21 protein-coding genes are annotated in these 23,921 nt (G+C 68.6%); 18 read left to right on the top strand and 3 right to left on the bottom strand.

Annotated features, from left to right (window positions below):
* Positions 1-152: 152 nt before the first annotated feature.
* The 7 genes from MA876_RS18625 to MA876_RS18595 all read left to right on the top strand — a co-directional run bounded on the left by MA876_RS18625 (position 153) and on the right by MA876_RS18595 (position 6,738).
* Positions 153-719, top strand: coding sequence for a Dps family protein (locus MA876_RS18625; RefSeq protein ID WP_248152964.1), 567 nt, complete (start codon positions 153-155; stop codon positions 717-719).
* Positions 720-728: 9 nt separating this feature from the next.
* A complete protein-coding gene (locus tag MA876_RS18620; RefSeq protein WP_248152963.1) occupies positions 729-1,529 on the top strand; it encodes an SDR family NAD(P)-dependent oxidoreductase in 801 nt (266 codons plus the stop codon).
* A 16-nt stretch (positions 1,530-1,545) separates the two neighbouring features.
* A complete protein-coding gene (locus MA876_RS18615) occupies positions 1,546-2,514 on the top strand; it encodes an LLM class F420-dependent oxidoreductase (protein ID WP_248152961.1) in 969 nt (322 codons plus the stop codon).
* A 28-nt stretch (positions 2,515-2,542) separates the two neighbouring features.
* Positions 2,543-2,785 carry a hypothetical protein gene (locus MA876_RS18610; protein WP_248152960.1) on the top strand — a complete coding sequence of 81 codons (243 nt, stop codon included), beginning with the start codon at positions 2,543-2,545 and terminating at the stop codon, positions 2,783-2,785.
* Between the two features lie 5 nt (positions 2,786-2,790).
* Entirely contained in the window at positions 2,791-4,581 is a 1,791-nt protein-coding gene (locus tag MA876_RS18605; RefSeq protein WP_248152959.1) for a glycoside hydrolase family 15 protein, read from the top strand.
* Positions 4,582-4,747: 166 nt separating this feature from the next.
* Positions 4,748-6,082, top strand: a complete 1,335-nt coding sequence (locus MA876_RS18600) for a GGDEF domain-containing protein (protein WP_248152958.1) — start codon at positions 4,748-4,750, stop codon at positions 6,080-6,082.
* Positions 6,083-6,108: 26 nt separating this feature from the next.
* Positions 6,109-6,738: a DUF1684 domain-containing protein gene (locus MA876_RS18595; protein ID WP_248152957.1), complete on the top strand. Its 630-nt coding sequence runs from the start codon at positions 6,109-6,111 to the stop codon at positions 6,736-6,738.
* A gap of 457 nt (positions 6,739-7,195) precedes the next feature.
* Here MA876_RS18595 and MA876_RS18590 read toward each other — a convergent pair whose 3' ends face one another.
* Positions 7,196-7,828, bottom strand: coding sequence for a TetR/AcrR family transcriptional regulator (locus MA876_RS18590; RefSeq protein WP_248152956.1), 633 nt, complete (start codon positions 7,826-7,828; stop codon positions 7,196-7,198).
* Between the two features lie 72 nt (positions 7,829-7,900).
* Between MA876_RS18590 and MA876_RS18585 the strand changes: the two genes are divergently transcribed.
* Together MA876_RS18585 and MA876_RS18580 are read left to right on the top strand one after the other, a co-directional pair.
* On the top strand, positions 7,901-9,328 hold the full coding sequence (locus MA876_RS18585) for a purine-cytosine permease family protein (RefSeq protein ID WP_248152955.1): 1,428 nt from the start codon (positions 7,901-7,903) through the stop codon (positions 9,326-9,328).
* Positions 9,325-10,944 (top strand): amidohydrolase, encoded by a 1,620-nt coding sequence (locus MA876_RS18580; protein ID WP_248152950.1) that lies wholly within the window; start codon positions 9,325-9,327, stop codon positions 10,942-10,944. Before MA876_RS18585 ends, MA876_RS18580 begins: the two co-directional genes overlap by 4 nt.
* Here the strand turns inward: MA876_RS18580 and MA876_RS18575 are convergent.
* Positions 10,941-12,323 carry an LLM class flavin-dependent oxidoreductase gene (locus MA876_RS18575; RefSeq protein WP_248152947.1) on the bottom strand — a complete coding sequence of 461 codons (1,383 nt, stop codon included), beginning with the start codon at positions 12,321-12,323 and terminating at the stop codon, positions 10,941-10,943. The genes MA876_RS18580 and MA876_RS18575 overlap by 4 nt on opposite strands.
* A 137-nt stretch (positions 12,324-12,460) precedes the next feature.
* On the opposite strand from MA876_RS18575, the gene MA876_RS18570 reads away from it, so the two are divergent.
* Positions 12,461-13,372 (top strand): alpha/beta hydrolase, encoded by a 912-nt coding sequence (locus tag MA876_RS18570; RefSeq protein ID WP_248152945.1) that lies wholly within the window; start codon positions 12,461-12,463, stop codon positions 13,370-13,372.
* Positions 13,369-14,439, top strand: coding sequence for a M20 family metallopeptidase (locus MA876_RS18565; RefSeq protein WP_248152944.1), 1,071 nt, complete (start codon positions 13,369-13,371; stop codon positions 14,437-14,439). The genes MA876_RS18570 and MA876_RS18565 overlap by 4 nt, the downstream gene beginning before the upstream one ends.
* Position 14,440: 1 nt before the next feature.
* Here the strand turns inward: MA876_RS18565 and MA876_RS18560 are convergent, their stop codons facing one another.
* Positions 14,441-15,151, bottom strand: coding sequence for a TetR/AcrR family transcriptional regulator (locus tag MA876_RS18560; RefSeq protein ID WP_248152943.1), 711 nt, complete (start codon positions 15,149-15,151; stop codon positions 14,441-14,443).
* Positions 15,152-15,325: 174 nt separating this feature from the next.
* Here MA876_RS18560 and MA876_RS18555 point away from each other — a divergent pair, with 174 nt between their 5' ends.
* The 7 genes from MA876_RS18555 (at position 15,326) to MA876_RS18525 (ending at position 23,913) form a co-directional block, all read left to right on the top strand.
* Entirely contained in the window at positions 15,326-17,149 is a 1,824-nt protein-coding gene (locus MA876_RS18555; RefSeq protein WP_248152942.1) for an alpha/beta hydrolase family protein, read from the top strand.
* A 122-nt stretch (positions 17,150-17,271) separates the two neighbouring features.
* Positions 17,272-18,948 carry an ABC transporter family substrate-binding protein gene (locus MA876_RS18550; protein WP_248153012.1) on the top strand — a complete coding sequence of 559 codons (1,677 nt, stop codon included), beginning with the start codon at positions 17,272-17,274 and terminating at the stop codon, positions 18,946-18,948.
* 25 nt (positions 18,949-18,973) lie between these two features.
* Positions 18,974-19,939: an ABC transporter permease gene (locus MA876_RS18545; RefSeq protein ID WP_248152940.1), complete on the top strand. Its 966-nt coding sequence runs from the start codon at positions 18,974-18,976 to the stop codon at positions 19,937-19,939.
* A complete protein-coding gene (locus MA876_RS18540; protein WP_248152935.1) occupies positions 19,936-20,838 on the top strand; it encodes an ABC transporter permease in 903 nt (300 codons plus the stop codon). Before MA876_RS18545 ends, MA876_RS18540 begins: the two co-directional genes overlap by 4 nt.
* The gene (locus tag MA876_RS18535) at positions 20,835-21,839 is read left to right on the top strand and encodes an ABC transporter ATP-binding protein (protein ID WP_248152934.1); all 1,005 of its coding nucleotides are present in this window, start codon (positions 20,835-20,837) and stop codon (positions 21,837-21,839) included. Before MA876_RS18540 ends, MA876_RS18535 begins: the two co-directional genes overlap by 4 nt.
* The gene (locus MA876_RS18530) at positions 21,836-22,819 is read left to right on the top strand and encodes an ABC transporter ATP-binding protein (protein ID WP_248152933.1); all 984 of its coding nucleotides are present in this window, start codon (positions 21,836-21,838) and stop codon (positions 22,817-22,819) included. The genes MA876_RS18535 and MA876_RS18530 overlap by 4 nt, the downstream gene beginning before the upstream one ends.
* A complete protein-coding gene (locus tag MA876_RS18525) occupies positions 22,816-23,913 on the top strand; it encodes a tartrate dehydrogenase (protein WP_248152932.1) in 1,098 nt (365 codons plus the stop codon). The genes MA876_RS18530 and MA876_RS18525 overlap by 4 nt, the downstream gene beginning before the upstream one ends.
* Positions 23,914-23,921 lie beyond the last annotated feature (8 nt).

Raw genomic sequence — 23,921 nt, 5'->3', positions numbered from 1 at the left:
CGGTCAAAAGAAGGCAGGTCAGGGGGTGATTAGGAAGCCTAACTAGTTTTGACTGCCGACCTCTTGCGCACGCATCGCCATGCGTCAACCCCCGTCATCCATCGCCGCGTCGTCGTTAGCGTCGGTACGGACGAAGAGATCGGAGCCTGATCATGGCGACCACGAAGACGACCGCCTCCGCGAAGACCGCTTCGCGACGAGCTCCCGGTGGAACCGGCGCGAAGCAGACCCGGCGGCAGAACGCCGAGAAGGGCTTCGTCGCATCGAAGACGCTCGATGAGAATCTGCAGGCCGTGCTCGTCGACCTGCTCGAGCTGCAGATCCAGGGCAAGCAGGCGCACTGGAACGTCGTGGGGCGCAACTTCCGCGACACCCACCGCCAGCTCGACGAGATCATCGAAGCGGCACGCGAGTTCAGCGACACGGTCGCCGAGCGCATGCGCGCCCTGCACGGCATCCCCGACGGCCGCAGCGACACGGTCGCCGAGACGACGACGCTCCCCGAGTATCCGCAGGGCGAGATCGATACGTCCGAGACGGTCGATCTCATCACCCAGCGGCTCGACGCGACGGTCGCCACGATGCGCGGTGTGCACGACGACGTCGACGAGGAGGACCCGACGAGCGCCGACATCCTGCACGCGATCATCGAGAAGCTCGAGCAGTTCGCGTGGATGGTCAGCGCCGAGAACCGCACTCCCGCGCCGCGCGCGAAGTGACGACCGGGCATGGACCTCGGAATCAGCGGCCGCGTCGCGCTCATCACGGGAGGCGATTCGGGGATCGGATGGCACACCGCCCGTCTGCTGCTCGATGAAGGCGCGACGGTCGTCCTGACCGACAAGGACGCCGATGCCCTCGCCGACGCAGCGAAGAAGCTCAAGGCGTCGTCGGGCACGTTGCATGCGTTCGACGCCGACATCACGAGCGTCGACTCGCTCGCAGAGCTTCACGAGAAGGTGATGGATGCCGTCGGCGACATCGACATCCTCGTGCAGTCCGCCGGGGTCACGGGGGCCCAGGGTCTCTTCCACGAGATCACCGACGAAGGCTGGGTCAAGACGATCGAGACCGACCTGATCGGTCCGGTCCGCGTGGTCCGTCAGTTCCTGCCGTCGCTGCGCAAGGGCGGGTGGGGCCGGCTCGTGTTCCTCGCGTCGGAGGATGCCGTGCAGCCCTACGACGACGAGTTGCCGTACTGCGCGGCGAAGGCGGGGATCCTCGCGCTCGCGAAGGGGCTTTCGCGGTCCTATGCGTCGGAGGGACTGCTCGTCAACGCCGTCTCGCCGGCATTCATCCACACCCCCATGACCGACGCCATGATGCGCAAGCGCGCGGATGAGCTCGGCACGACGCCGGCCAAGGCCATCCAGTCCTTCCTCGCCGAGGAGCGGCCGTATATGGAACTGGGCCGGCGGGGTGAGCCCGAAGAAGTGGCCGCCGTCATCGCGTTCCTCTGCTCGGACCGCGCCTCGTTCGTCAACGGTTCCAACTACCGGGTCGACTCGGGCTCGGTCGCCACCATCTGAGAATGCGAGGAGCATCATGACCACGAAGTTCGGCTACACCCTCATGACGGAGCAGAGCGGCGCGCGCGACCTCGTGCGCTATGCCATCGCGGCGGAGGAGGTCGGATTCGACTTCGAAGTGTCGAGCGACCACTTCTCGCCGTGGCTCACGAGCCAGGGGCACTCGCCGTACGCGTGGTCGATGCTGGGCGCGGTCGCTCACGCCACTTCCCGCGTCGAGCTCATGACCTACGTCACGTGCCCGACGATGCGCTATCACCCGGCGATCGTCGCCCAGAAGGCGGCGACGCTCCAGGATCTCGCCGAAGGTCGCTTCATCCTCGGCCTCGGATCGGGTGAGAACCTCAACGAGCATGTGATCGGCGAAGGCTGGCCCGCCGTGAGCGCGCGCCAGGACATGCTCGAAGAGGCGATCGCCATCATCCGGGAGCTGCATACCGGCGAACTCACGACATGGGAGGGCGACTACTTCCGCGTGGATTCGGCGCGGATCTGGGATGCCCCGGACACGCCGGTGCCCCTCGCGCTCGCCGTCTCGGGCGACGAATCGGTCGAGCGCTTCGCGCCGCTCGGGGACCACCTCGTGGCGGTGCAGCCGGACAAGGACGTCATCGATCAGTGGGATGCCGCGCACGACGGCGCATCGCGCAAGATCGGCCAGATCCCGATCAGCTGGGACCCCGACGAGAAGACAGCGATCGCGAGGGCTCACGACCAGTTCCGCTGGTTCGGCGGGGGCTGGGCGGTCAACGCCGACCTGCCCACCCCCGCCGGCTTCGAGGGCGCGAGCCAGTTCGTCCGGCCTGAGGACGTCGCCGAGGCGATCCCGTGCGGCCCCGACCTCGACAAGATCGTCGCGGCGGTGAAGGAGTACGTCGACGCGGGTTTCACCGACGTGGCCGTCGTGCAGGTCGGCGATGACGCGCAGACGCCCTTCCTCGAGGGCGCCGCGAAGGATCTGCTGGCCGAGCTGCGCGCCCTGTGACGCGCACCGCGAGAGAAGGAGACGAGATATGAGCGATCAGCCGAACACCCAAGGTGTGCCGGACGAGAACGTCGAGGCCGACACGGCCTCGGGAGGCGCGCCTGAGCGCAACGACGGCGGCGTGCACGGCGAGGACGAACCGCCCCGAGCGGAGGATGTCATCCCGGACGAGGATCTGACCCTGCCCGGCTCGCTGGAGAGCATCGAGGGGTCACCGGCATCCCCTGATCCCGAAGACCCCGGCGACCCCACGCCCGACAAGGACGTCTGACCGGCGTGCCCGCGCGCCCCTCCTCGTCCCCACCGGGTGAGGAACTCCGGTCGTACGCGGCGATCGGCGACGGCCGGACGGTGGCGCTCATCGGTCTGCGCGGCCAGGTCGACTGGCTGCCGATCCCGAACCTGAACTCCCTGCCGATCTTCGCTCGGCTGCTCGACGACGAGACGGGCGGATGCATCGAGCTCGAACCCGTGGGCGAGTACTCGGTATCGCGGCGCTACCTCGCCGGCACGAACGTTCTGACGACGACGTTCACGACCGAGACCGGCCGCGCGATCGTCACCGATGCCCTCGTCACCGGCGTTGCCGGACGTTTGCCGTGGGCTGAGCTGGCGCGTCGCATCGAGGGGGTCTCGGGTTCGGTGCGATTCCGCTGGCGGGTCCGGCCGGGCACGGCGCTCGGCACGGCCTCGCCGTGGATCGAGCGCACGCGGTCGGGTCCTGTCATCCGCGTGGGTGACGCGACGATCGCGGTCGTCGGCAGCCGTCACCACCCGCGCACGTCCCCCGAAAAGCCGCATCCCGAAGTCCGCGGCGCCTTCGCGACCGAGGCGGGCTCTCGCCACATGCTCGTCGTCGTCGCGACGCATGACGAGCCCGTGCACCTTCCTGACCCCGCGATCGTCGACGAGGGCATCGACCGGACGATCCGCAACTGGCGGGCGTGGTCGAGGGAGTTCTCGTACGAGGGCAGGTGGAGTGACGACGTGCAGCGCAGCGCGCTGGCCCTGAAGCTCCTCATCTTCAGCCCGACCGGCGCGATCGCCGCCGCTGCGACCTCCTCCCTCCCCGAGAGTCCCCGTGGTGGCAAGAATTGGGACTACCGGTTCGCGTGGGTGCGCGATCTCGCCTACACGGCGCACGCGCTCGTGCGCTTCGGGCTGCGCGAAGAGACGCATGCGGCGATCTCGTGGCTGCTGCGCACGATCCGCGAGAACGGTCCCGAGCTGCACATCTTCTATGGACTCGACGGCGACGTGCCGGTGGGAGTGCAGGAGTACGATGTCGCGGGGTGGCGCGGCCTCGGCCCCGTGGTCACGGGCAACCCGGCGCAGGGGCAGCTGCAGCTCGGAGTATTCGGCGACCTGCTGGCGATCTGCCGTACGTACGTCGACGCCGGCAACATCCTCGACGTCGCGACGGGTCGTATGCTGGCCGCGATCGCCGACCGCACGTGCGACCTGTGGCGCAATCGCGATGCGGGCATGTGGGAGCTGCCCGACCTGCAGCACTACACGTCCTCGAAGATGGGATGCTGGCAGGCCCTCGGCGACGCGGTGCATCTCGCCGAGCTCGGTCAGGTCGCAGGCAGCGCCGACCGCTGGCGGTCCGAGCGCGCGCGCATCGAGGAATGGGTCCACGAGAACTGCTGGTCGGACGTCCGGGGCGCCTATGTGATGCATCCGGAGACCGACGATCTCGACGCCTCGGTGCTCCTCCACGCCATGAGCGGCTTCGACCGCGGCGAGCGCATGTCATCGACGGTCGACGCGCTGCGGGAAGAGCTCGGCGCCGGGCCGCACCTCTACCGCTACTCGGGAGTCCAGCAGGAAGAGGCGACCTTCGTCGCGTGCGGATTCTGGGCGGCATCCGCCCTCGCGTGCGTCGGCCGGCACGCCGAGGCCATCGAACTCATGGACGAGCTCCGCGCGCACGTGAACGACGTCGGACTGCTCGCCGAGATGATCGACCCCGACTCCGGCGCGTTCCGCGGCAATCTGCCGCAGGCGCTCAGCCACTTGGCGCTCCTGACGGCGGCGATGACGATCGACGAACTCTCGCCCTGAACTACCGGGCTCGTGCGCGATCAGTACCTGACCGACTTCTCAGAGGATCGGTGGTTAGGGCGACTAATCAGTTTCCTGCCTCGTCAGGTTTGACATTCGCCCTTCGACCACGGAACATTTGCGATGAGGCGTGCATCGGGAGTGCGGCCGCGAGGACGGAATCGGGATGCTGCAGCTTACGGGGTGTGCCTCGATCACGATCGATCGCGGGTCGACGATCGTCGAGGTCAACGACACGCTGCTGCAGTGGCTCAACTGCGAACCGTCCGACGTCGTGGGACGCCCTCTCGAGCGCGTGCTCACGCTGCGGATGCCGCTCGGAGCATCGGAGGGGGATCGGCCGACCGACGCCACACTGCATGCGCCGGCGGGCGGCGTGCGGCCCGTCGTCGTCGGCCTGCTCGGTGAACCGGGGGGCACCACCCAGCAGGTCGTCGTCTTCGATGTATCGGCGCGTTCCGCCTTCGCCGAGGGATTTCGCGGCGCCGAGGCCAAGTCCGAGCGAGGACGGAAGCGCCTGCAGATCCTCTTGAACTCCGCCGTCGGCTTCGGCAATGTGCGCACGGAGATCGATGCGGCCGAGTTGCTGGTGGATGCCGCGCAGCGCTCGTTCGCGGCGAGCCATGTGAGCGTCCACATCGCGGGGCCAGAGGGGCTCGTGCACGTCGCGGGCGTGAATCCGCTGGCAGCGCACTGGCCGGAGGGTCTCCGGCCGACCGGCGCGCTCACGATGCTCAGCGATGAGGTGCTCGTCGTCACGACGCCCGACGAGGCCGAGGCATACCTCCCCGGGATCGGGATCGCCGACGTCTATCGCGCCGGCGGCATCCAGGCGGCGATCGCGTCGCCGCTGCGCTCGCACGGGGAGCCGATCGGCTCGATGATCTGCTACTTCGACCATCCGCGCGAGTTCGATGAAGAGGCCGTGCCCCTGGCCGAAGCCCTCACCAATCAGGCGGCCCAGGCGATCACCCGCGTGCGGCTCGAGGGCACCGTGCGACGCGCCGCGATGCACGACGAGGTCACGGGTCTGCCGAATCGTCGCCTCGTCGAAGAGGATGTCGCGAGCATGCTCGTCGGCGGCTACACCGCGCTGAGCGTCATCTTCATCGACCTCGACGGCTTCAAGGCCGTCAACGACGTGCTCGGTCACGGCGCCGGCGACGCGCTCCTCCGCGAGGTCGGTCTGCGCATTCGCGGCGTCATCCGCGAGAGCGATGTGCTGGGTCGCTTCGGCGGTGACGAGTTCATCGCGGTCGTGCCGGTCGACACCCCCGATGACGCGCTCGTCGTGGCGGACCGCATCCGTCTGGCGATCACCGGCCCGTATCCCGAACTCCCGGAGGAACTCGTCATCACCGCGAGCGTGGGTGTCGTCACCGTCGGCAACGATCGCACCCCGGCGATGGATCGCCTCATCCGCGCCGCCGACAACGCGATGTACCAGGCGAAGCTCGCCGGCGGCGACCGGGTCACCTCGACCCTCCTCGTCCACTACTGATCGTGCTTGATGCGTAGCCTGAGTGGATGACCGTCACGACTGCGCGCACTGCTTCGGAGGTCGTCGACTGGCGCCGCCGCGTCTTCGCTCTTTACGCGGCCGTCCGGCAAGCGGACGACCCCGAAGAGGCGCACGAGCTGTGGCGGATCGAACGCGATGACCTGATGGCCCGGCATCCTGCGACTCCGCTGCTCTCTAGCGACCGCCTGCTCTTCGAAGGTCTTCCCATCGCCCCGTATGATGCCGCGTGGAGATTCGAACTGCCCATCCTGCCCGCCGAGGCCGGCGGATTCGAGTTCGCGACGGGCACCGACGGCGTCGTGCCGTTCGAGCGGGTCGGCGTCGTCGAGATTCCGGATGCCGGCACCCTCGACGTCTGGAGGCTCACGACGTACGGCGGGGGACTCTTCATTCCCGTGCGTGACTCGCTCGCCGGTCAGCCCGACGGCACCTACGGCGGTGGTCGGTATCTCATCGACACGATCAAGGGCGCAGACCTCGGCTCGGACTCCGAACGCGGCACGATCGTGCTCGACTTCAACTTCGCCTACAACCCGTCCTGCGCGTACGACCCCGCATGGGCGTGCCCGCTCGCGCAGACGGGCAACGTGCTGTCGTTCGCCGTTCCGGTCGGCGAGCTCTACGACGTGCGCTGACGAGTCGGCCGGGAAGTAGGCCTGTCTCCCTACGGCGAAGGAGACCCGTCGCGTGCCGGACTCACGTACGAGTCCGCGCTGTCGTCGAGATCGCTGTTTCCGGGGGGTCGATGAACGGCTCGTCCTCGACCGAGCGTTCGACATCCGGACCTTCGTACCCTGCATCGTCGTCGCTTTCGAAGGCGGGTGGATCGTTCTTCGTCATCCGTCTGCTCCCATCGTCTTCTCCCAGCGTGCGGGTTGCAGGTCCTCTTTGTCGCTGCCTTGACAGGCGATAGCAACGAGGTCGCTGGCTGTCAACCCTCCGAAGCCGGGGGCGGTCCCGCATAGCCTGAAGGGGCAAGGGAATGAGAGCTCAGGGTCGAGGTGCGGCATTCGGGTGCCCGCTCCTCCCCACTCCTGAACGGTCCCGGTCCACTCCCCACGGCCGGGACCGTTCTCTCTGTCCGGGGCTGGCTCAGGCCTGGATCTGGCGCTCCAGCGTGCCGGGCGCGAGGCCCAGCATGCATTCCGTGACGTCTGCGACGAAGTCGCGGTACGCGGGATGCGAGAGGTCCGCCGTGCGGTTGACGTACGCCCCGCGGCCGTCGACCGCCAGGAAGATCCGGATGCCGGCGGCCTCGGCGTCGATGTCGGCGAACTCGCCCACCGCGATCCCTTCGCGGATGAGTTCGGTGAGGCGAGAGCGGTCGAGGGCGTCCTGCTCCTCCACAGCGGCCGCGACCGAAGGGCTGAAGCGGGACAGATGCTGCGCGTTGAGCCACAGGCGCGCGAGCGATGACGACAGGCCGCGCTGGATGTGGTCGACGAAGTGCGCGAGCCGCTGCAGCGGGGTTCCTCCGTCCATCGGGAAGAACCGCTCGCGTTCGGTCAGCGCGGCACGCGTGAACGCCTCGACGACGAGGTCTTCCGCCGCCGGAAAATAGTGCGTGATCAAGCCCGGCCTGACGCCGAGACGCTGCGCGACGGCGCGCAGCGTGATGCGCTCCATGCCCTCTTCGAGCGCGATCGCTGCCGCCGCATCCACGATCTCCTGACGTCGCTCTTCGGGTCGCTTCCGCGATCTCGTCGAAGAAGTGCTTGACGTCATGCCCTCGATGCTATTGACTAACTGACCAATAGTCCATTGGGCATTCGACCAATAACGCTCGAAAGGGTGCGCATGTCGCGTTCGCACACCACCGCTGAGTACGCGGATACCGCTTCGCAGCCCGAGACGAGGGGGATCGAGCTCGTCCCCGACTCCGAGCGCCACGGCCGCGCACGGGATCTCTTCTTCATCTGGGCCGCGCCGAACTTCAGCATCCTGAACTTCACGATCGGGGCGACGCTCATCCTGCTCGGTCTCGAGCTGTGGCAGGCGTTCCTGGTGATCGCCGCCGCGTGCCTGCTGTGGGTCCTCCCCGGCGTCATCGCGGTGAGCGGGCCGGCGGCGGGCACGTCGGGATCCGTCGTGACCCGCGCGATGTACGGACTCTTCGGCAACCGCATCTTCGTCGCCTTCGTCGGCTGGTTCATCGGCGCGGTGTTCCTGTCGCTGACGTGGCTCGCTTCGTCGTTCATGGGGGCCGACCTGCTGCGGCGGATCGGGATCGACGATCCGATCTGGGTGCCCGTCGGGGTCACACTCGTCGTCTCGTTCATCACGATCTACGTCGCGATCTTCGGGCACGGGCTGATCCTGCGGGTGTACCCGATCATCGCGCTCGCGCTCGCCGTCATCTTCATGCTCGTGACGGCCTTCATCCTGCCCGCGGTCAACTGGCAGTACGCCTCGCCGACGCCGCTCTCGGGAGTCGCGCTGTGGTCGTCGATCTCGATCGGCTTCACGATCCTCGCGTCGGGGCCGCTCTCGTACATCAACAGCCCCGACATCGCCCGCTACCTGCCCCGCTCGACGAAGCCGTCGCACATCATCGCCGCGACGGGCCTCGGCGGCGCGATCCCGACGTTCGTCTTCACGTCGGTCGGCGCGCTCCTCGCGACGGCGATCGGCGCCGACGGATTCGACGTCGGCATCGACGCGGCGCTGTTCGACATGCTGCCGATCTGGCTCGGTCCGATCCTCGTCATCGGCGTGGTCCTCAACACCATCGCGCTCAACGCGATGACCGCCTACACGTCGAGCATGTCGCTGCAAGCCGTCGGTCTGCGTCTGCGTCGCATCCCCGCCACCATCATCGTGGGCATCGTCGGCACGGCGCTCACGATCTACCTCGTGCTGTCGTCGTCGTTCCTGGATGCCGTGAACCTCATGATGCAGTTCCTCGTGGTGGTCTCGGCCCCCGCGATGGCGATCTACGTCGTCGACGTGCTGCGCCGTCGGTTCGCCTACGACGGCCTCGCCCTCTTCGACGTGCGCCGCGCGGGGCCGTTCTGGTACACCGGCGGATGGTCGATCCCCGGCCTCACGGCGCTCCTGGTCGGCGGGCTGCTCACCGCGCTCTGCCTCTCGACCGACGTGTGGGCGGGACCGATCGCCCAGGCGACCGGCTACATCGATCTGTCCGTGCCCGTCGGCATGGCCGTCGCAGCCCTGCTGTACTGGGGGCTGATGAGCACGTCGCTCGGCAAGGAGTCGCTCCGATGACCGTCCTCTACCGCAACGCCCGCGTCTTCACCGCGGCCCCCGACTCGAACGACTCCTGGGCGTCGGCGTTCACGGTCGACGGTGAGACGATCGACTGGGTCGGAGGCGAGGCGGATGCCCCGCCGGCCGAGCGCACCGTCGACCTCGAGGGCCGGCTCGTGCTGCCCGGGTTCGTCGACGCGCACACGCACCTCCTGATGATGGGCGCCTCGCTCGGTCAGATCCCGCTCACGTTCGCCAAGTCGCTCGACGAGATCCAGGACGCACTCCGCGCCGCACGCGCGGCGGCGCCCGAGGCGACCGCTCTCGTCGGCAGGGGTTGGCTGTTCGACGCGATCCCTGGCGGTCGGCCCACGGCCGCCATGATCGACGCCGTCGTCTCCGACATCCCCGTCTTCCTCGACGCCAACGACTACCACTCGTGCTGGCTCAACTCCGCCGCGCTGGCCGCGATCGGGGTCACGCGCGAGACGCCCGACCCGCACGGCGGCGAGATCGTGCGCGATGCCGAGGGCGAGCCGACGGGGCTCCTGCTCGAGACGGCGGCGACGAAGCACGTGTGGACCCATCGCGAGGAGACGACGACGGATGCCGATCGCGACCGCGATCTGGCGCGGGCGATCGACGCATACCTGGCTGCGGGCGTGACCGGTGCCGTGGACATGATGCTCGACGAGTGGGGTCTCGCCGCGATGCAGCGGGCGCTGGACGCGCGCGGCGGCGAGCTTCCCCTCCGCGTCGCGGCGCACTGGTTCGTCGGCAATGAGTCCGACGACGCCGCGAACGTCGCGCAGGTGCAGCGGGCCATCGAGCTCGCCGCGCAGCCGTCGACGCCGTGGCTGCGCGTCGTCGGGATCAAGCTCGTGCTCGACGGCGTCATCGACGCCTGCACGGCCGCGATGCGGCATCCCTACTCCGACGGATCCAACGCCGAGCCGATCTGGTCGCTGGAGCGACTCGTGCCGGTCGTGGCCGCCGCCGACGCGGCCGGACTCCAGGTCGCCCTGCACGCGATCGGTGACCGGGCGATCGACCTCGCCCTCGACGCGATCGAGCAGGCGACGGTGATCAACGGCGACCGCGCGCGCCGCCACCGCATCGAGCACCTCGAATACGCGGCGCCCGGCACCGCCGAGCGCATGGCGCGGCTCGAGGTCACGGCGTCGATGCAGCCCGTGCACTCCGACCCGGCCATCTTCGCGAACTGGGCCGAGATGCTGGGCGACGAGCGCGTCGAGCGTGCCTTCCCGTGGCCGGAATACGAAGACGCGGGCACGTTGCTGGCGTTCTCGACGGATGCCCCGACCGCGCCGTACGAAGCGCTCGCGAACATGTACGTCGCGGCGACGCGGGCGTCTGCCCTCGATCCCTCGGTCGGTGCTCTCCAGCCGCAGTACGCTCTGCCGCTGGAGCGCGCGATCGGGCATGCGACGCGGGATGCCGCAGCCTCGATGGGCGACGGTGCGTGGCGAGGACGCATCGCGCCCGGCTTCGCCGCCGACGTCGTCGTACTCGACGCGGATCCGTTCCGCGACGGCGACGCGGCCTTGCTGAGTACGCGGGTGGTCGAGACGATCGTGGCCGGCCGCACGCGGTACCGGGCCGATTCGCACTAGACGGCGGCGCGCGCTCCCACCCGGAATCCCGCCCCGCGGTGCTCCTCGGGCAGGCGGTCACCGCGCCCGTGCAGCTTCTCGCGCAGTGTGCCGTCGGCGTACTCGGTCGGGTACACCCCGCGCGCCTGCAGAACCGGGACCACGTGCTCGACGATGTCCTCGAACGTGCCGGGCGTGATGGCGTACGCGAGGTTGAAGCCGTCGACATCGGTGTACTCGACCCAGTCCTGCAGCAGATCCGCGATCTCCTCGCCGGAGCCGACGATCGTGGGACCGAGTCCGCCGATCGCGCCGCCCTCGGCGATGTCGCGCACGGTGAAGGTCTCGCCGTTCGCAGCGGACTCCTCGTAGTTCGCGATCACGGAGCGGATCGCGTTCGACGGCACGTTGCCCACGGGCTCGTCGAGGTCGTACTGCGACAGGTCGATGCCCATCCAGCCCGACATGAACACGAGCGCACCCTCGTCGCTCGCGTAGCGGCGGTAGTCCGCGTACTTCGCCTGTGCGGCCTCGGGCGTCGCGTCGGTGACGATCGTGAGCAGCGTGTAGATGCGGGCGGAGTAGCGGTCGCGTCCGGCGGCTTCGAGGGCATCGCGGATGCGGCCGACCGTCGCCTTCAGCACCTCTCGCGTCGGCGCTGCGACGAAGATCGCCTCGGCGTTGCCGGCGGCGAAGGCGACGCCGCGCGGTGACGCGCCCGCCTGGTAGATGACGGGCGTGCGCTGGGGCGACGGCTCGGAGATGTGGATGCCGGGCACCGTGAAATGCTTGCCCTGGTGGCCGATGTGGTGCACCTTCGTCGGGTCGGTGAAGACGCCGGTCTCACGATCGAAGACGACCGCGTCATCCTCCCACGAGCCCTCCCACAGCTTGTAGAGCACCTCGAGGTACTCGTCCGCGTGGTCGTAGCGGTCGTCGTGCTCGAGCTGGTCCTCGTTGCCGAGGTTGCGTGCCGCGCTCGGCAGATAGCCCGTCACGACGTTCCAGCCGACGCGGCCGCGCGTGAGGTGGTCGAGCGTCGTCATGCGTCGCGCGAAGGGGTAGGGGTGCTCGTATGCGGTACCCGCCGTGACCCCGAATCCGAGGTGCTCGGTCACGGCCGCCATCGCCGAGACGAGGAGCACGGGGTCGTTCACGGGCACCTGCGCGCCGTGGCGGATCGCCGCTTCGTCGTTGCCGCCGTACACGTCGTATGTGCCCAGCACATCGGCGATGAAGATCCCGTCGAACCGGCCCTTCTCGAGCAGCTGAGCGAGGGAGGTCCAGTACTCGATCGTGTTGTAGTCACGCGAGCGGTCGTCGGGGTGCCGCCACAGGCCTGAGGACTGGTGGGCGACGCAGTTCATGTCGAAGGCGTTGAAGCGGATCTGTCGAGGCATGCGAGCAATGCTGGACGGGATGCCGGAGTGCGTCCAGAAAGGCGTCACAGAACGCAACGGGACCGGGCTGCGAGAGGTGCCAGCCGGGTCTGCGGATTGACACGAGCGGGTCGTAGGCAATCTAATAGTCAACGACATTGACTGAGAGCGAGATCATCGCCGTGGAACTGCTGGCAGAGCCGCCCGCGTACGTCGAGGGCATCGATGGTGTGCGCATCGCGACGACCGTTCTGGGTGACGGCCCGCCGCTGCTCCTGCTGCACGGGTATCCCGAGATGCGCGACATGTGGCACGCCGTCGCGCCCGTCCTCGCCGAGCGGTACACCGTCGTCGCGACCGACCTGCGCGGCTACGGGCAGTCGGATGCGCCGTCGGGCGATCGCTACTCGAAGCGTGAGATGGCGGCGGATCAGCTCGCCGTCATGGGCCGGCTCGGGTTCGCCGAGTTCTTCGTCGCGGGTCACGATCGTGGCGCACGGGTGGGCCACCGCATGGCGCTGGACGCTCCCGGGCGGGTGCGCGCGCTCGCCGTGATCGATGTCGTGCCGACCCTGCACATGTTCGACCACGTCGACCGTGTGATGGCCACGAGCTACTTCCACTGGTTCTTCCTTGCGCTGGGCGGAGGTCTTCCCGAAGGGCTCATCCGCGCCGACCCGGAGCGGTGGCTGCGGAGCCGCTTCGTGCACCGGTGGTCCACGCGTGATCCGCTGACTCCCGAGGTGTTCGACCGCTACCTGGCGTGCTTCACGCGCGCCGGCGTGATCGAGGCGACGTGCGCGGACTATCGCGCCGCGGCATCCGTCGATCTCGACCTCGACCGCGCCGATGCGGCGGGGGGCGCACGACTCGAGATGCCCGTCCTCGCGCTGTGGGGTGCGGACAGCTACGTCGGCCGCAACTTCGACGTCCTCGGCGTGTGGTCGGACTACGCGAGCGACGTGTCGGGTGCCGGCATCGCGTCCGATCACTACGTGCCGGAAGAGGCGCCGGAAGCCTGCGCCCTTCATCTGCATGACTTCTTCGATCGGATCGGGGTCGACGGATGAACGCGACAGAACGACTCGAGGCGCTCGTCTCGATCGAGACGCCGAGCGGCCACGCGGCCGGCATCTCCGCCGCGTATGAACTCGTCGACGAGTGGCTCGCACCGCTCCTGGGTCCCGTGCGCTCGCACACGGTGGACGGCGTCGTGCACGCGCGCTGGGGGGCGGCGCGACCGCGCGTGCTGCTGCTCGGACACATCGACACGGTGTGGCCGCTGGGCACGATCGATCGGCTGCCGTTCGCTCTCGACGGCGACCGGTGCACCGGCCCCGGAGTCTTCGACATGAAGGGCGGGATCGTGGCCATGGCCGCTGCGCTCGCACTCGCCGGTCGCACCGATGACGTGGGCGTGCTGATCACCGGTGACGAAGAGGTCGGTTCGCTCACGTCCCGTGGACTGATCGAGAGCGAGGCGTCGGCATCCGAAGCCGTCCTCGTGCTCGAGCCGAGCCTCGGCGGGGCCGTGAAGATCGCGCGGTGCGGCGGAAGCATGTACACGCTCGACGTCACCGGCCGCGCTGCGCACGCGGGCCTCGAGCCGTGGAACGGCGTCAATGCGCTCGTCGAGCTCGCGCATCAGATCATCGACGTGACGACTCTCGCCGACGCGGACCTCGGCACGACCGTGAGCCCCACGGTCGCGCACGCGGGGACGGTCACGAACGTCATCCCCGAGCACGCGACGCTGCGCATCGATGTCCGCGGATGGTCGGTCGACGAGCTGGAGCGTGTGGACCGCGAGCTGCGGGCGCGCGTGCCGGTCGACTCCCGTGCGCGCATCGACCTGTCGGGAGGCATCAATCGCCCGCCGATGGAGGAGCATTCCTCCGCGGCCCTGCTCGCCCTCGCTCGCGAAGTGACAGCGGCGCTCGGCGATGGGGAACTCCGCGCGGCCTCCGTGGGGGGTGCGTCGGACGGCAACTTCACGGCGGCGCTCGGCGTGCCCACGCTCGACGGGCTGGGTCCGGATGGGGACGGTGCGCACGCCGAGCACGAGTGGGCATCCCTCGCCTCGATCTCGCAGCGCGCGCGACTCGTCGCCGGGATGATCGACGGCTGGAATCCCTGACTCAGGCGGGGCCGGGCGCGTGGCGCTCGATGCTCTCCAGGAGCAGGTCCAGCGCGGTCTCCCAGGCTCGCGGATCCTGGATGCCGGGGAGATTCGGCCCCACCCACGCGATGTTGGGGTGATCGTCCGCCCCGAGCCGTCGATAATCCAGCTGCCACGTGAGCTCGTCTGCGTCGCGCACGTCGTCGGGTTGCGCGCTGAGGGCCGCTTGGATGCTGCTCGCCGAGCGCACGAGCTGCCCGAGCGCGCGTGCATACATGGCGGCCTGCTCGGGCCCGTAGCCTCCGCGGCGAAGCGCGCCGATCGAGAACTCCATCGAGGTGAAATCCGTCGGGCGCCGAAGCGCCATCTGCAACGCGAACTCGGGGTAGCGCATGTAGTGGTCGTGGATCAGGTGCGCCTGTGCGCGGAGGTCTGCCATCCAGTCATCCGTCGCGATCATCGCTCCGCTGTAGCTGCGTGCTCGGAGGGTGTCGATCAGAGCGAGCAGGAGTTCGTCCTTGTCGCGGAAGTGGCGGTAGATGGACGTCGGATGCGCGTCGAGCTCCTCGCCGATCGCCTGGAAGGTCAGGCGGTCGAGGCCGTCACGCTGGACGACGGCGTCGGCGGCGGCGACGATGATCTCGCGGCTGAGCGAATCCCGCGCGCGGCGCTTGCGCGTCGGAGCGGTCGAGGCCTTGGAACGGGATGCCGGAGCCTTCTGATTCGCCATTGATCCGTCGTGCTCCGTCCGATGTCTGAGCGGGGGTGCTGGTGTTCACCGTAGCCCACCGATGACTTGAGCGTAGTCAACGGTCTTGATTCTCCGCGACACGTGTCGGCGAGGTATAGCCACTGCTATAGTCAACGCACCTGACCATGACTTCGACATGTTGAGAGGTCCCAGATGGATGCGATTCCCGCGGAGCTCGATCACGCTCTCGCCCGTCGGTTCGAGACGCCATTCCTTCTCACGGTGCGACCGGCTGCCGGCCCGGACGACGTCGCACTGCTGATCGAGGATCATCCCGACGGCTCGCGAGCCCGGCTCTGGCGGGCGGGGGACGAGCCCTCGGCCCTCCTGCCGTTCGCCGTCGGGGTCGGCGCGATCCTGACCCCCGATGCGAAGTGGGTCATCGATCTCGACGACGGCGGCGGCTCCGAGGTCGGCACGCTCGTCGCGGTGTCGGTCGACGGCGAGCGAGTCGTGGATCTGACCCCCGGCAGGCTGCCGTTCGTGCTGCGCGGCCTCGAGGCCGCTCACGACGGGAGTGCGATCGTCGTCACCGTCGTCGACGAGGACGGCTTCCATGTGCTCGTGATCCCCGCCGCTCCCTGGGGTCCGCCGCGCACCGTCTACAGCAGCCCCATCGAAGCGTGGTACGGCCAGATCTCACCCGACGGATCACTCGTGTCCGTCGACACGACCGACCACAATCCCGGCATCCGCCGGGCCGCGCTGACGGTCGTCGAGGCGGAGTCAGGCGAGGTCGTCGGGGTGCTGGACGACCTTCCCGCGGGTCCCGTGCGCGGGGTCCGGTTCTCTGCCGTCGCCGACGACCCCCGGATCCTCGTCAACACCGAGCGCACCGGATTCGCCCGCCCCGCGATCTGGAATCACACGACGGGGGAGCGCCGTGACTTCGCCCTCGCGGACCTCTCCGGCGAGGTCATCCCGCTCGACTGGCACGCGTCCTCGGGGCGCGTGCTCGCCCTGCACGTGGAGGACGGCATCCATCGACTGCTCGAACTGCACGAGGCGAGCGACGAGGTCCGAGTCGTCGCCGAGGGCGGAGCATTCGCCAATCCCGACGTCGCGGATCTGCATCCCTTCCAGTGGGCGTCCTCCTTCGCGCCGGACGGTGCGATCCGAGTCGTGCGCTCCGACTGGGCGACGCCCCTCAGCATTCTGCAGGACGACGGCGATCGGCTCACCGAGCTCGTCGCGCCCGCGGCAGTGCCTGGCGGCCGGCCGCTCGCGTCGTCGATGGTCACCAGTGCGGACGGGACGCGCGTACAGCTGTGGGTGGGGCGCCCCGACGGCGAGGCGCTCGGCACGGTGCTCGACATCCACGGCGGACCGAACCTCGTGTGGGTCGACGAGTACAGTCCCTCGGCGCAGGCGTGGATGGATGCCGGATTCGCCTATGCCGCACTCAACTACCGCGGCTCCGTCACGTTCGGGCAGGCGTTCCGCGAGGGGTTCTGGGGCACGGGCGGCGATCGTGAGATCGAGGACGTCGCCGCCGCGATCGAGCATCTCCGCGCACAGGGGTTGGGGGATCCGGCATCCACCTTCATCACCGGAGCGTCCTTCGGCGGCCACATGACGCTCCTCAGTGTCGGCCGCCTGCCCGACCTGTTCGCGGGCGGGCTCGCGCACGTCGCGGTCGCGGATTGGTCGGCGGCGATCGCCGAGATGAATCCCGCGGTGCGCAGCGTCTGGACGACCTGGGTGCCGCCGGAGATGGTCGAGCGATACTCGGCGATCAGCTATCTCGACGACGTCACGGCGTCTGTGTGGATCAATCAGGGCGCTCTCGATACGCGGACGCCGATCGTCGGCGTGCAGCGCTTCGTCGACGGGCTCGGCGACCGGGGTGGGGATGTCGTGATGGACGTCTTCGACGGGGGCCATGAGCCGACCGGTCTGCAGAACCTGGAACACGACCAGCGACGGATGACGGAGCTCGCGCTGCGTACGCTCGCCGGGCGTCGCTGGAATCACTAATCAATAACGTTGACTATAACGCTTGCTAAACCTTCTCGGTCCGCCCTATAGTCGGACCACCCGCCGCTTGGCATCAGGTAGACCGCACCGTCGCACAACCTCACGATCACGGAGTGAAGTCCATGTCGAAGTTCTCGCGCCACAGCCTCACCCTCGTCACGGCGGCCGTCGTGACCGTCTTCGCCTTGACCGCCTGCAGCGCCGGCGGGTCGGGCTCCGAGTCCGAGTCGCCCGCCCCCGTCACGCAGGGCGGCGAGGTCGTCATCGGCGCTGAGCAGGAGCCCGACTGCGTCGACTGGATCGCCACCTGCGCCGGGTCGATCTGGGGCACGTACATCATGCAGGTGCCGACGATTCCGACCGTCTTCAACACCCGGCTCGTCGACGACGTCTGGACGCCGGTCGCGTCCGAGCTCATGGCCGAGGAGCCCGTGGCCGAGAGCAGCGGCGCGGGTCAGACGATCACGTACAAGATCAACCCCGACGCCGTGTGGTCCGACGGCGAGCCCATCACCTCGAAGGACTTCGAGTACACGGCGCTCCAGATCCGCGACGGTGACGACATCTTCGACAAGACCGGCTTCGATCGGATCACCGCGGTCGACACGACCGACCCGAAGACGGCGATCGTGACGCTCGACACCCCCTACGCCGGATGGCGGTCGCTGTTCAGCACGTACGGCGTGCTGCCGGCGCACATCCTCGACGGCCAGGACCGCGCCGCCGCGATGACCGACGGCTACGACTGGAGCGGGGGGCCGTGGAAGATCGAGTCCTGGGATCGCGGCACGTCGGCCACGCTCGTCCCCAACGAGAACTACTGGGGAGACACGCCGAACCTCGACAAGGTGACCTACCTGTTCCTGCCGGACACGACGGCCGCGTTCCAGGCGCTCAAGAGCGGTCAGGTGGACGTGCTCTACCCGTCGCCGCAGCTCGACGCGATCAGCCAGATCGATGCGGGGCTGCCCGGCATCAACTCGCAGGTCGATCCGCGCAGCGCGTCGCTCGAGGCGGTCTGGTTCAACAACGAGGCCTTCCCGTTCGACTCGAAGGCTGTGCGCCAGGCCGTCGCGTACTCGATCGACCGCCAGGCGGTCGTGGAGCGGATGTTCGGAGCGCTCGGCGTCGACGAGCCGCAGCAGAGCTTCAACACGCCGATCGTCGGGGCGTACGGCGCCGACGACTTCTCGCAGTACACCCTCGACCTCGACAAGGTCACGGAGCTGATGGAGGATGACGGCTGGACCAAGAACTCCGACGACGTGTGGGAGAAGGGCGGCAAGACCGCGAGCTTCTCGATGGAGACGCTCGCCGGCAACAAACGGCGCGACCTCATGACGCAGGTGCTCCAGTCGCAGCTCGCGGAGGCCGGATTCGAGATGACGATCAACTCCGTCACGCCGGCCGATCTGTTCGGCACGGTGGCGCCCGAAGGCGACTTCCAGTCGGGCCTGTGGGCGATCGTCGACACCTTCCCGGACCCGACGCTGAGCTCGTCGTTCCTCTCGTCCAACATCCCGTCAGCCGACAACGGGTACTCCGGCATCAACTTCTACCGCGTCTCGATCCCCGAGCTCGACCCGCTGCTCTCGGCGGTCGACACCGAGCTCGACGTCGACAAGCGCGTCGAGATCGCCCACGAGGCGGATGCCGTGATCGCCGAGAACGTCCCGTCGCTGCCGATCGACACGGTGCCGCTCGTGCTGCTGTGGAGTGACAAGATCGGCGGACCGCTCGAGATCAACCCGATCGAGGGGCCGTTCTGGAACCTCGCCGCGTGGGGCATCGCGGGCTGACCGCGGCAGGGCTCAGGAGACAGACGTGTTCAGCTTCATCGCGCGGCGGGTGCTGTACTCGCTTCCGGTGATCCTGGTCGCATCCTTCATCCTCTTCTGGGCCGTCCGCTCGACGTTCGACCCGCTCGCGAAGCTGCGGCAGACGACCGATCCGACGGCGCTGCAGCGCGAGATCGAGCGACTCGGCCTCGATCGATCGATCTTCGAGCAGTACTTCCTCTGGCTCAAGGCTTTCGTCACGGGGGACTGGGGTGTCAGCTCGCGCACGGGCACCCCGGTCCTGCCGCTCATCGGTGACGCGCTGTGGCCCACGCTGCAGCTCGCCTTCTGGGGGCTCGTGGTGGCCGTCCTCGTCGCCGGCGGGATCAGCGTCTACTCTGCCGTGCGGCAGTACTCGGCGGGCGACCAGATCTTCACGGGCGCGTCGTACATCGGCATCGCGATGCCGGCGTTCTGGTTCGGTCTCATCCTGATCCAGGCGCTCGCGGTCTGGCCGAAGGAGACGTTCGGTCTCGACGAGCCGCCGCTCTTCTTCATCGGACTGCCGCCCGTGTCGGAGGTGGGCGTCCTCGACTACGTCCGACATCTCGTCCTCCCGGTCGCCGCGCTCATGATCGCGCTCGTCGCGTCGTGGAGCCGCTTCGGCCGCGCCGCGATGCTCGACTCGCTCTCGAGTGACTACGTGCGCACGGCGCGGGCGAAAGGGGTGCCGCGGCGGCGGATCATCTGGCGCCACGCCGTGCGCAACTCGCTCGCGCCCTTCGTGACGGTCGTCGCGCTGGATGCCGCGATCCTCATCGGCGGGCTCGTCGTGACGGAGCAGATCTTCGCGATCCCCGGGATGGGGAGGCTCTTCCTGCAGTCTCTCGTCGCCGGTGACGTGTTCGTCCTGCTGCCGTGGATGATCGTCGTCGCCGTGGCGGTCGTGCTGTGCAACCTCGTCGCCGACATCGGCTATGCGGTCCTCGACCCGAGAGTGAGGCTGTCATGAGCGGCGCGGGACTCACCGGCACCGAGGAACTCCTCGCCGAGCAGCCGGTCTCAGGAGGCTCGACCCGCCAGCTGATCCGTCGCTTCATCCATCATCGGCTCGCGCTCGTGAGCCTGATCATCCTCCTGCTGCTCATCGTGGTGTGCTTCGGCGCGCCCTGGATCGCACCGTATCCGCAGGGTCAGCAGGACCTCCTCCTCGGGCCGACCGCCCCCTCGGCGGAGCACTGGCTCGGCACGGACGAGCTCGGCCGCGACTATCTGAGCGAGATCCTCTTCGCCGGGCAGGTCTCCCTTGCGATCGGTCTGTTCGTCGCGCTGCTCGCGACGCTCGTGGGCACGGCCCTGGGTGCCATCGCCGGGTACGCGGGCGGTTGGATCGGTGAACTCGTCATGCGCATCACCGACCTCTTCCTGATTGTTCCGGCGATCGCGCTCCTGGCCGTGATCGTGCAAGGGCTCGGCCCCTCGCCCACGACGATCGTCTTCGCCCTCACGGCACTCGGCTGGACGTACATCGCTCGCGTCGTGCGTGCTCAGGTCCTCTCGCTGCGCGAGAAGGACTTCGTCGAAGCCGCCCGCGGCATCGGTGCGTCCAACGCCCGGATCATCCTGTCGCACCTGCTGCCGAACCTCGCGGGCGTGATCGCCGTCGCGATGAGCCTCGCGGTCGCATCCGCGATCATCGCGGAGTCGACTCTGAGCTTCCTCGGGTTCGGTGTGCAGTCGCCCCAGACCAGTTGGGGCTCCATGCTCAGCCAGGCGGCCGGCTACGTCGGCACGCCTCAGGTGTACCTCCTCTACTTCCCCGGCCTGTTCATCCTGGTGACCGTGCTGTGCGTCAACTTCATCGGCGACGGACTCCGCGACGCCCTCGACCCGCAAGGGAAGAACCTGTGAACGACGGCGCACCACTGCTGGAAGTCGAGAACCTGTCGGTCTCGTTCCCCTCGGACGCCGGGACGGCGCGCACGATCGAGGACGTCTCGTTCACTCTGCGCACCGGTGAGACGCTGGGCATCGTCGGAGAGTCCGGGTCGGGCAAGTCGATGACCGCAATGGCGATCATGGGCATCCTTCCCAAGCGCGCCGTCGTCACGGGCTCGATCCGCCTGCGCGGGCGAGAGCTCATCGGACTCTCGGATGACGAACTGCGCGAGATCCGCGGCAATGACGTCGCGATCGTCTTCCAAGACGCGCTGACGGCGCTGAACCCCGTCGCGACGGTGGGCGAGCAGCTCATCGAGGCCGTGCGCGTCCACCGTCCCGAGACCACGAAGACGCAGCGTCGCGCTCGGGCCATCGAGCTGCTCGAGCTCGTCGGCATCCCCGCCCCCGAGAAGCGCATCGAGCGGTATCCGCACGAGTTCTCGGGAGGAATGCGCCAGCGCGTCATGATCGCGATGAGCATCGCGAACGAACCCGACCTGCTGATCGCGGACGAGCCGACGACCGCGCTCGACGTGACGGTGCAGGCCCAGGTGCTCGAAGTGCTGCGCGATGTGCAGCGTCGGACGGGCACGACGGTGGTCGTGATCACGCATGATCTCGGCGTCGTCGCGGGCATCGCGGACCGTGTCCTCGTGATGTACGCCGGCGGTGTCGTCGAGGCGGCCGATGTCGATCCGCTGTTCTACGAAACGGGTCACCCGTATACGGCGGGGCTGCTCGCCTCGATGCCGCGACTCGACCAGCGCTCCTCGCGAGACGAGCGGCTGTACCAGATCCCCGGGCAGCCGCCGGTGGCGACGAAGTGGCCGCAGGGATGCCGCTTCGCACCGCGCTGCGCGCATGCCGTCGCGGGGCGCTGCGATTCGGTGGTTCCGCCGCCGGTGAACGTCGGGGGCACTCACACCGTGAGCTGCGTGCGCGTCGGCGAGTGGCGGGAGGATGCGGAATGAGCACGTCACTGACGGTCGACGGCCTCGTCAAGGAGTATCCGGTCGGCGGAGGGCTCTTCCGCAAGAGCCGCGAGATCGTGCACGCCGTCTCGGACGTGAGCCTCTCCGTCGCGGGCGGGACGACGTTCGGACTCGTGGGCGAATCGGGATGCGGCAAGTCCTCCCTCGGTCGTACCGTCGCCAAGCTGCAGTCCTCGACGGCGGGGACGATCCGCCTCGACGACGCAGACATCACACGGGTGCACGGCGCGCGCCTGCGCGGGCTGCGCCGCCGCATCCAGTTCGTCTTCCAGGATCCGTACGCGTCGCTCAATCCGCGCAAGTCGGTGCGCGACACGCTCGCCGAGCCCCTCGCGATCCACGGACTGCACCGACGCAGCCACTCCGCCCGCGTGCTCGAGCTGCTCGAGATGGTCGGCCTGAACCCCGCGCACGCGGACCGATACCCGCACGAGTTCTCGGGCGGGCAGCGGCAGCGCATCGGAATCGCCCGAGCGCTCGCCGTCGAGCCCGAGGTCATCGTGCTCGACGAGCCGGTCAGTGCACTCGACGTCAGCGTGCAGGCCGGCGTCCTGAACCTGCTCGACGACCTGCAGCGCGACCTCGGGCTCACCTACCTCTTCATCGCCCACGATCTTTCGGTCGTGCGGCACCTCAGCGACCGCGTCGGGGTGATGTACTTGGGCCGACTGATCGAGGAGGCGCCGGTCGATCTGCTGTACGAGCGCCCGATGCATCCGTACACGCAGGCGCTCCTCTCAGCGATCCCCGTGCCCGACCCGCGCATCGAGCGTGCGCGCGAACGCATCGTGCTGACCGGTGACGTGCCGAGCCCCGTGTCGCCGCCGTCCGGCTGCCGGTTCCGCACGCGCTGCTGGAAGGCCACCGACCTGTGCGCGGCCGAAGTGCCCGGGCTCATCGACCGCGGCGACGGTCATCGCGTCGCGTGTCACTACCCCGCCGAGAGGAACGTGGTGTGAGCATCAGACCCCATCGGATCGCGGTGATCCCCGGAGACGGCATCGGCAAGGAAGTCGTGCCTGCAGGTCTGCAGGTGCTGGATGCCGCGGCCGCGCGCTTCGACGTCCCGCTCGAGTACGAGCACTTCGACTTCGCATCTGCGGACTACTGGCTCGCTCACGGCACGATGCTGCCGGATGACTGGTTCGAGACACTGCGCGGGTTCGATGCGATCTACTTCGGAGCCGTCGGCTGGCCCGACGTCGTGCCCGACCACGTCTCGCTGTGGGGGAGCCTCATCCAGTTCCGGCGCCGGTTCGACCAGTACATCAGCCTCAGACCGTGCCGGTTGCTGCCCGGCATCCCGAGCCCTCTCGTCGGTCGTGCCCCCGGCGACATCGACTTCGTGGTCGTCCGTGAGAACACGGAGGGCGAGTACTCGTCCATCGGCGGCAAGATCTTCCATGACACCGACCGCGAAGTCGTCGTGCAGCAGACCGTCATGACCCGGACGGGTGTCGACCGCGTTCTGCGGTATGCGTTCGAGCTCGCCTCGCGACGCGAGCGCCGCAAGATCACCTCGGCCACCAAGAGCAACGGCATCACGATCTCGATGCCGTACTGGGACGAGCGGTTCGCTGCGATGGGCGAGCAGTTCCCGGAGGTCGAGCGCGACCAGTTCCACATCGACATCCTCGCGGCGAACTTCGTCCTGCACCCCGACTGGTTCGACGTCGTGGTCGCGAGCAATCTCTTCGGGGACATCCTCTCCGACCTCGGACCGGCGTGCACCGGCACGATCGCGGTCGCGCCGAGCGCGAACATCAACCCCGACGGACTCTTCCCGAGTCTGTTCGAGCCCGTCCACGGGTCAGCGCCCGACATCGCGGGGAAGGGGATCGCGAACCCCATCGGTCAGATCTGGTGCGGTGCGATGATGCTCGACCACCTCGGGCATCCCGACGCATCGTCGGCGATCCTGGCCGCGATCGACACGGTGCTCGAGCGCGCCGAGCCCGGCATCCTCACCCCCGACGTCGGCGGCGGCGGCACGACGTCGTCGCTCACGCGCGCGATCGCGGATGCCGTGGCCGACGCTAGCCTCGAGGAGTGAGGTCTCGT

The organism is Microbacterium aoyamense (assembly GCF_023155855.1).
Taxonomy (GTDB): domain Bacteria; phylum Actinomycetota; class Actinomycetes; order Actinomycetales; family Microbacteriaceae; genus Microbacterium; species Microbacterium aoyamense.
This window is presented reverse-complemented; position numbering and strand designations above follow the sequence as displayed.

Bases quoted from the DNA above. Each gene is read 5' to 3' on its own strand.
- MA876_RS18595 (WP_248152957.1), top strand. From the start codon at position 6,109: ATGACCGTCACGACTGCGCGCACTGCTTCGGAGGTCGTCGACTGGCGC.
- MA876_RS18565 (WP_248152944.1), top strand. From the start codon at position 13,369: ATGAACGCGACAGAACGACTCGAGGCGCTCGTCTCGATCGAGACGCCG.
- MA876_RS18530 (WP_248152933.1), top strand. From the start codon at position 21,836: ATGAGCACGTCACTGACGGTCGACGGCCTCGTCAAGGAGTATCCGGTC.
- MA876_RS18625 (WP_248152964.1), top strand. From the start codon at position 153: ATGGCGACCACGAAGACGACCGCCTCCGCGAAGACCGCTTCGCGACGA.
- MA876_RS18590 (WP_248152956.1), bottom strand. From the start codon at position 7,828: ATGACGTCAAGCACTTCTTCGACGAGATCGCGGAAGCGACCCGAAGAG.
- MA876_RS18540 (WP_248152935.1), top strand. From the start codon at position 19,936: ATGAGCGGCGCGGGACTCACCGGCACCGAGGAACTCCTCGCCGAGCAG.
- MA876_RS18610 (WP_248152960.1), top strand. From the start codon at position 2,543: ATGAGCGATCAGCCGAACACCCAAGGTGTGCCGGACGAGAACGTCGAG.
- MA876_RS18550 (WP_248153012.1), top strand. From the start codon at position 17,272: ATGTCGAAGTTCTCGCGCCACAGCCTCACCCTCGTCACGGCGGCCGTC.
- MA876_RS18615 (WP_248152961.1), top strand. From the start codon at position 1,546: ATGACCACGAAGTTCGGCTACACCCTCATGACGGAGCAGAGCGGCGCG.
- MA876_RS18585 (WP_248152955.1), top strand. From the start codon at position 7,901: ATGTCGCGTTCGCACACCACCGCTGAGTACGCGGATACCGCTTCGCAG.
- MA876_RS18600 (WP_248152958.1), top strand. From the start codon at position 4,748: ATGCTGCAGCTTACGGGGTGTGCCTCGATCACGATCGATCGCGGGTCG.
- MA876_RS18560 (WP_248152943.1), bottom strand. From the start codon at position 15,151: ATGGCGAATCAGAAGGCTCCGGCATCCCGTTCCAAGGCCTCGACCGCT.
- MA876_RS18580 (WP_248152950.1), top strand. From the start codon at position 9,325: ATGACCGTCCTCTACCGCAACGCCCGCGTCTTCACCGCGGCCCCCGAC.
- MA876_RS18555 (WP_248152942.1), top strand. From the start codon at position 15,326: ATGGATGCGATTCCCGCGGAGCTCGATCACGCTCTCGCCCGTCGGTTC.
- MA876_RS18620 (WP_248152963.1), top strand. From the start codon at position 729: ATGGACCTCGGAATCAGCGGCCGCGTCGCGCTCATCACGGGAGGCGAT.
- MA876_RS18575 (WP_248152947.1), bottom strand. From the start codon at position 12,323: ATGCCTCGACAGATCCGCTTCAACGCCTTCGACATGAACTGCGTCGCC.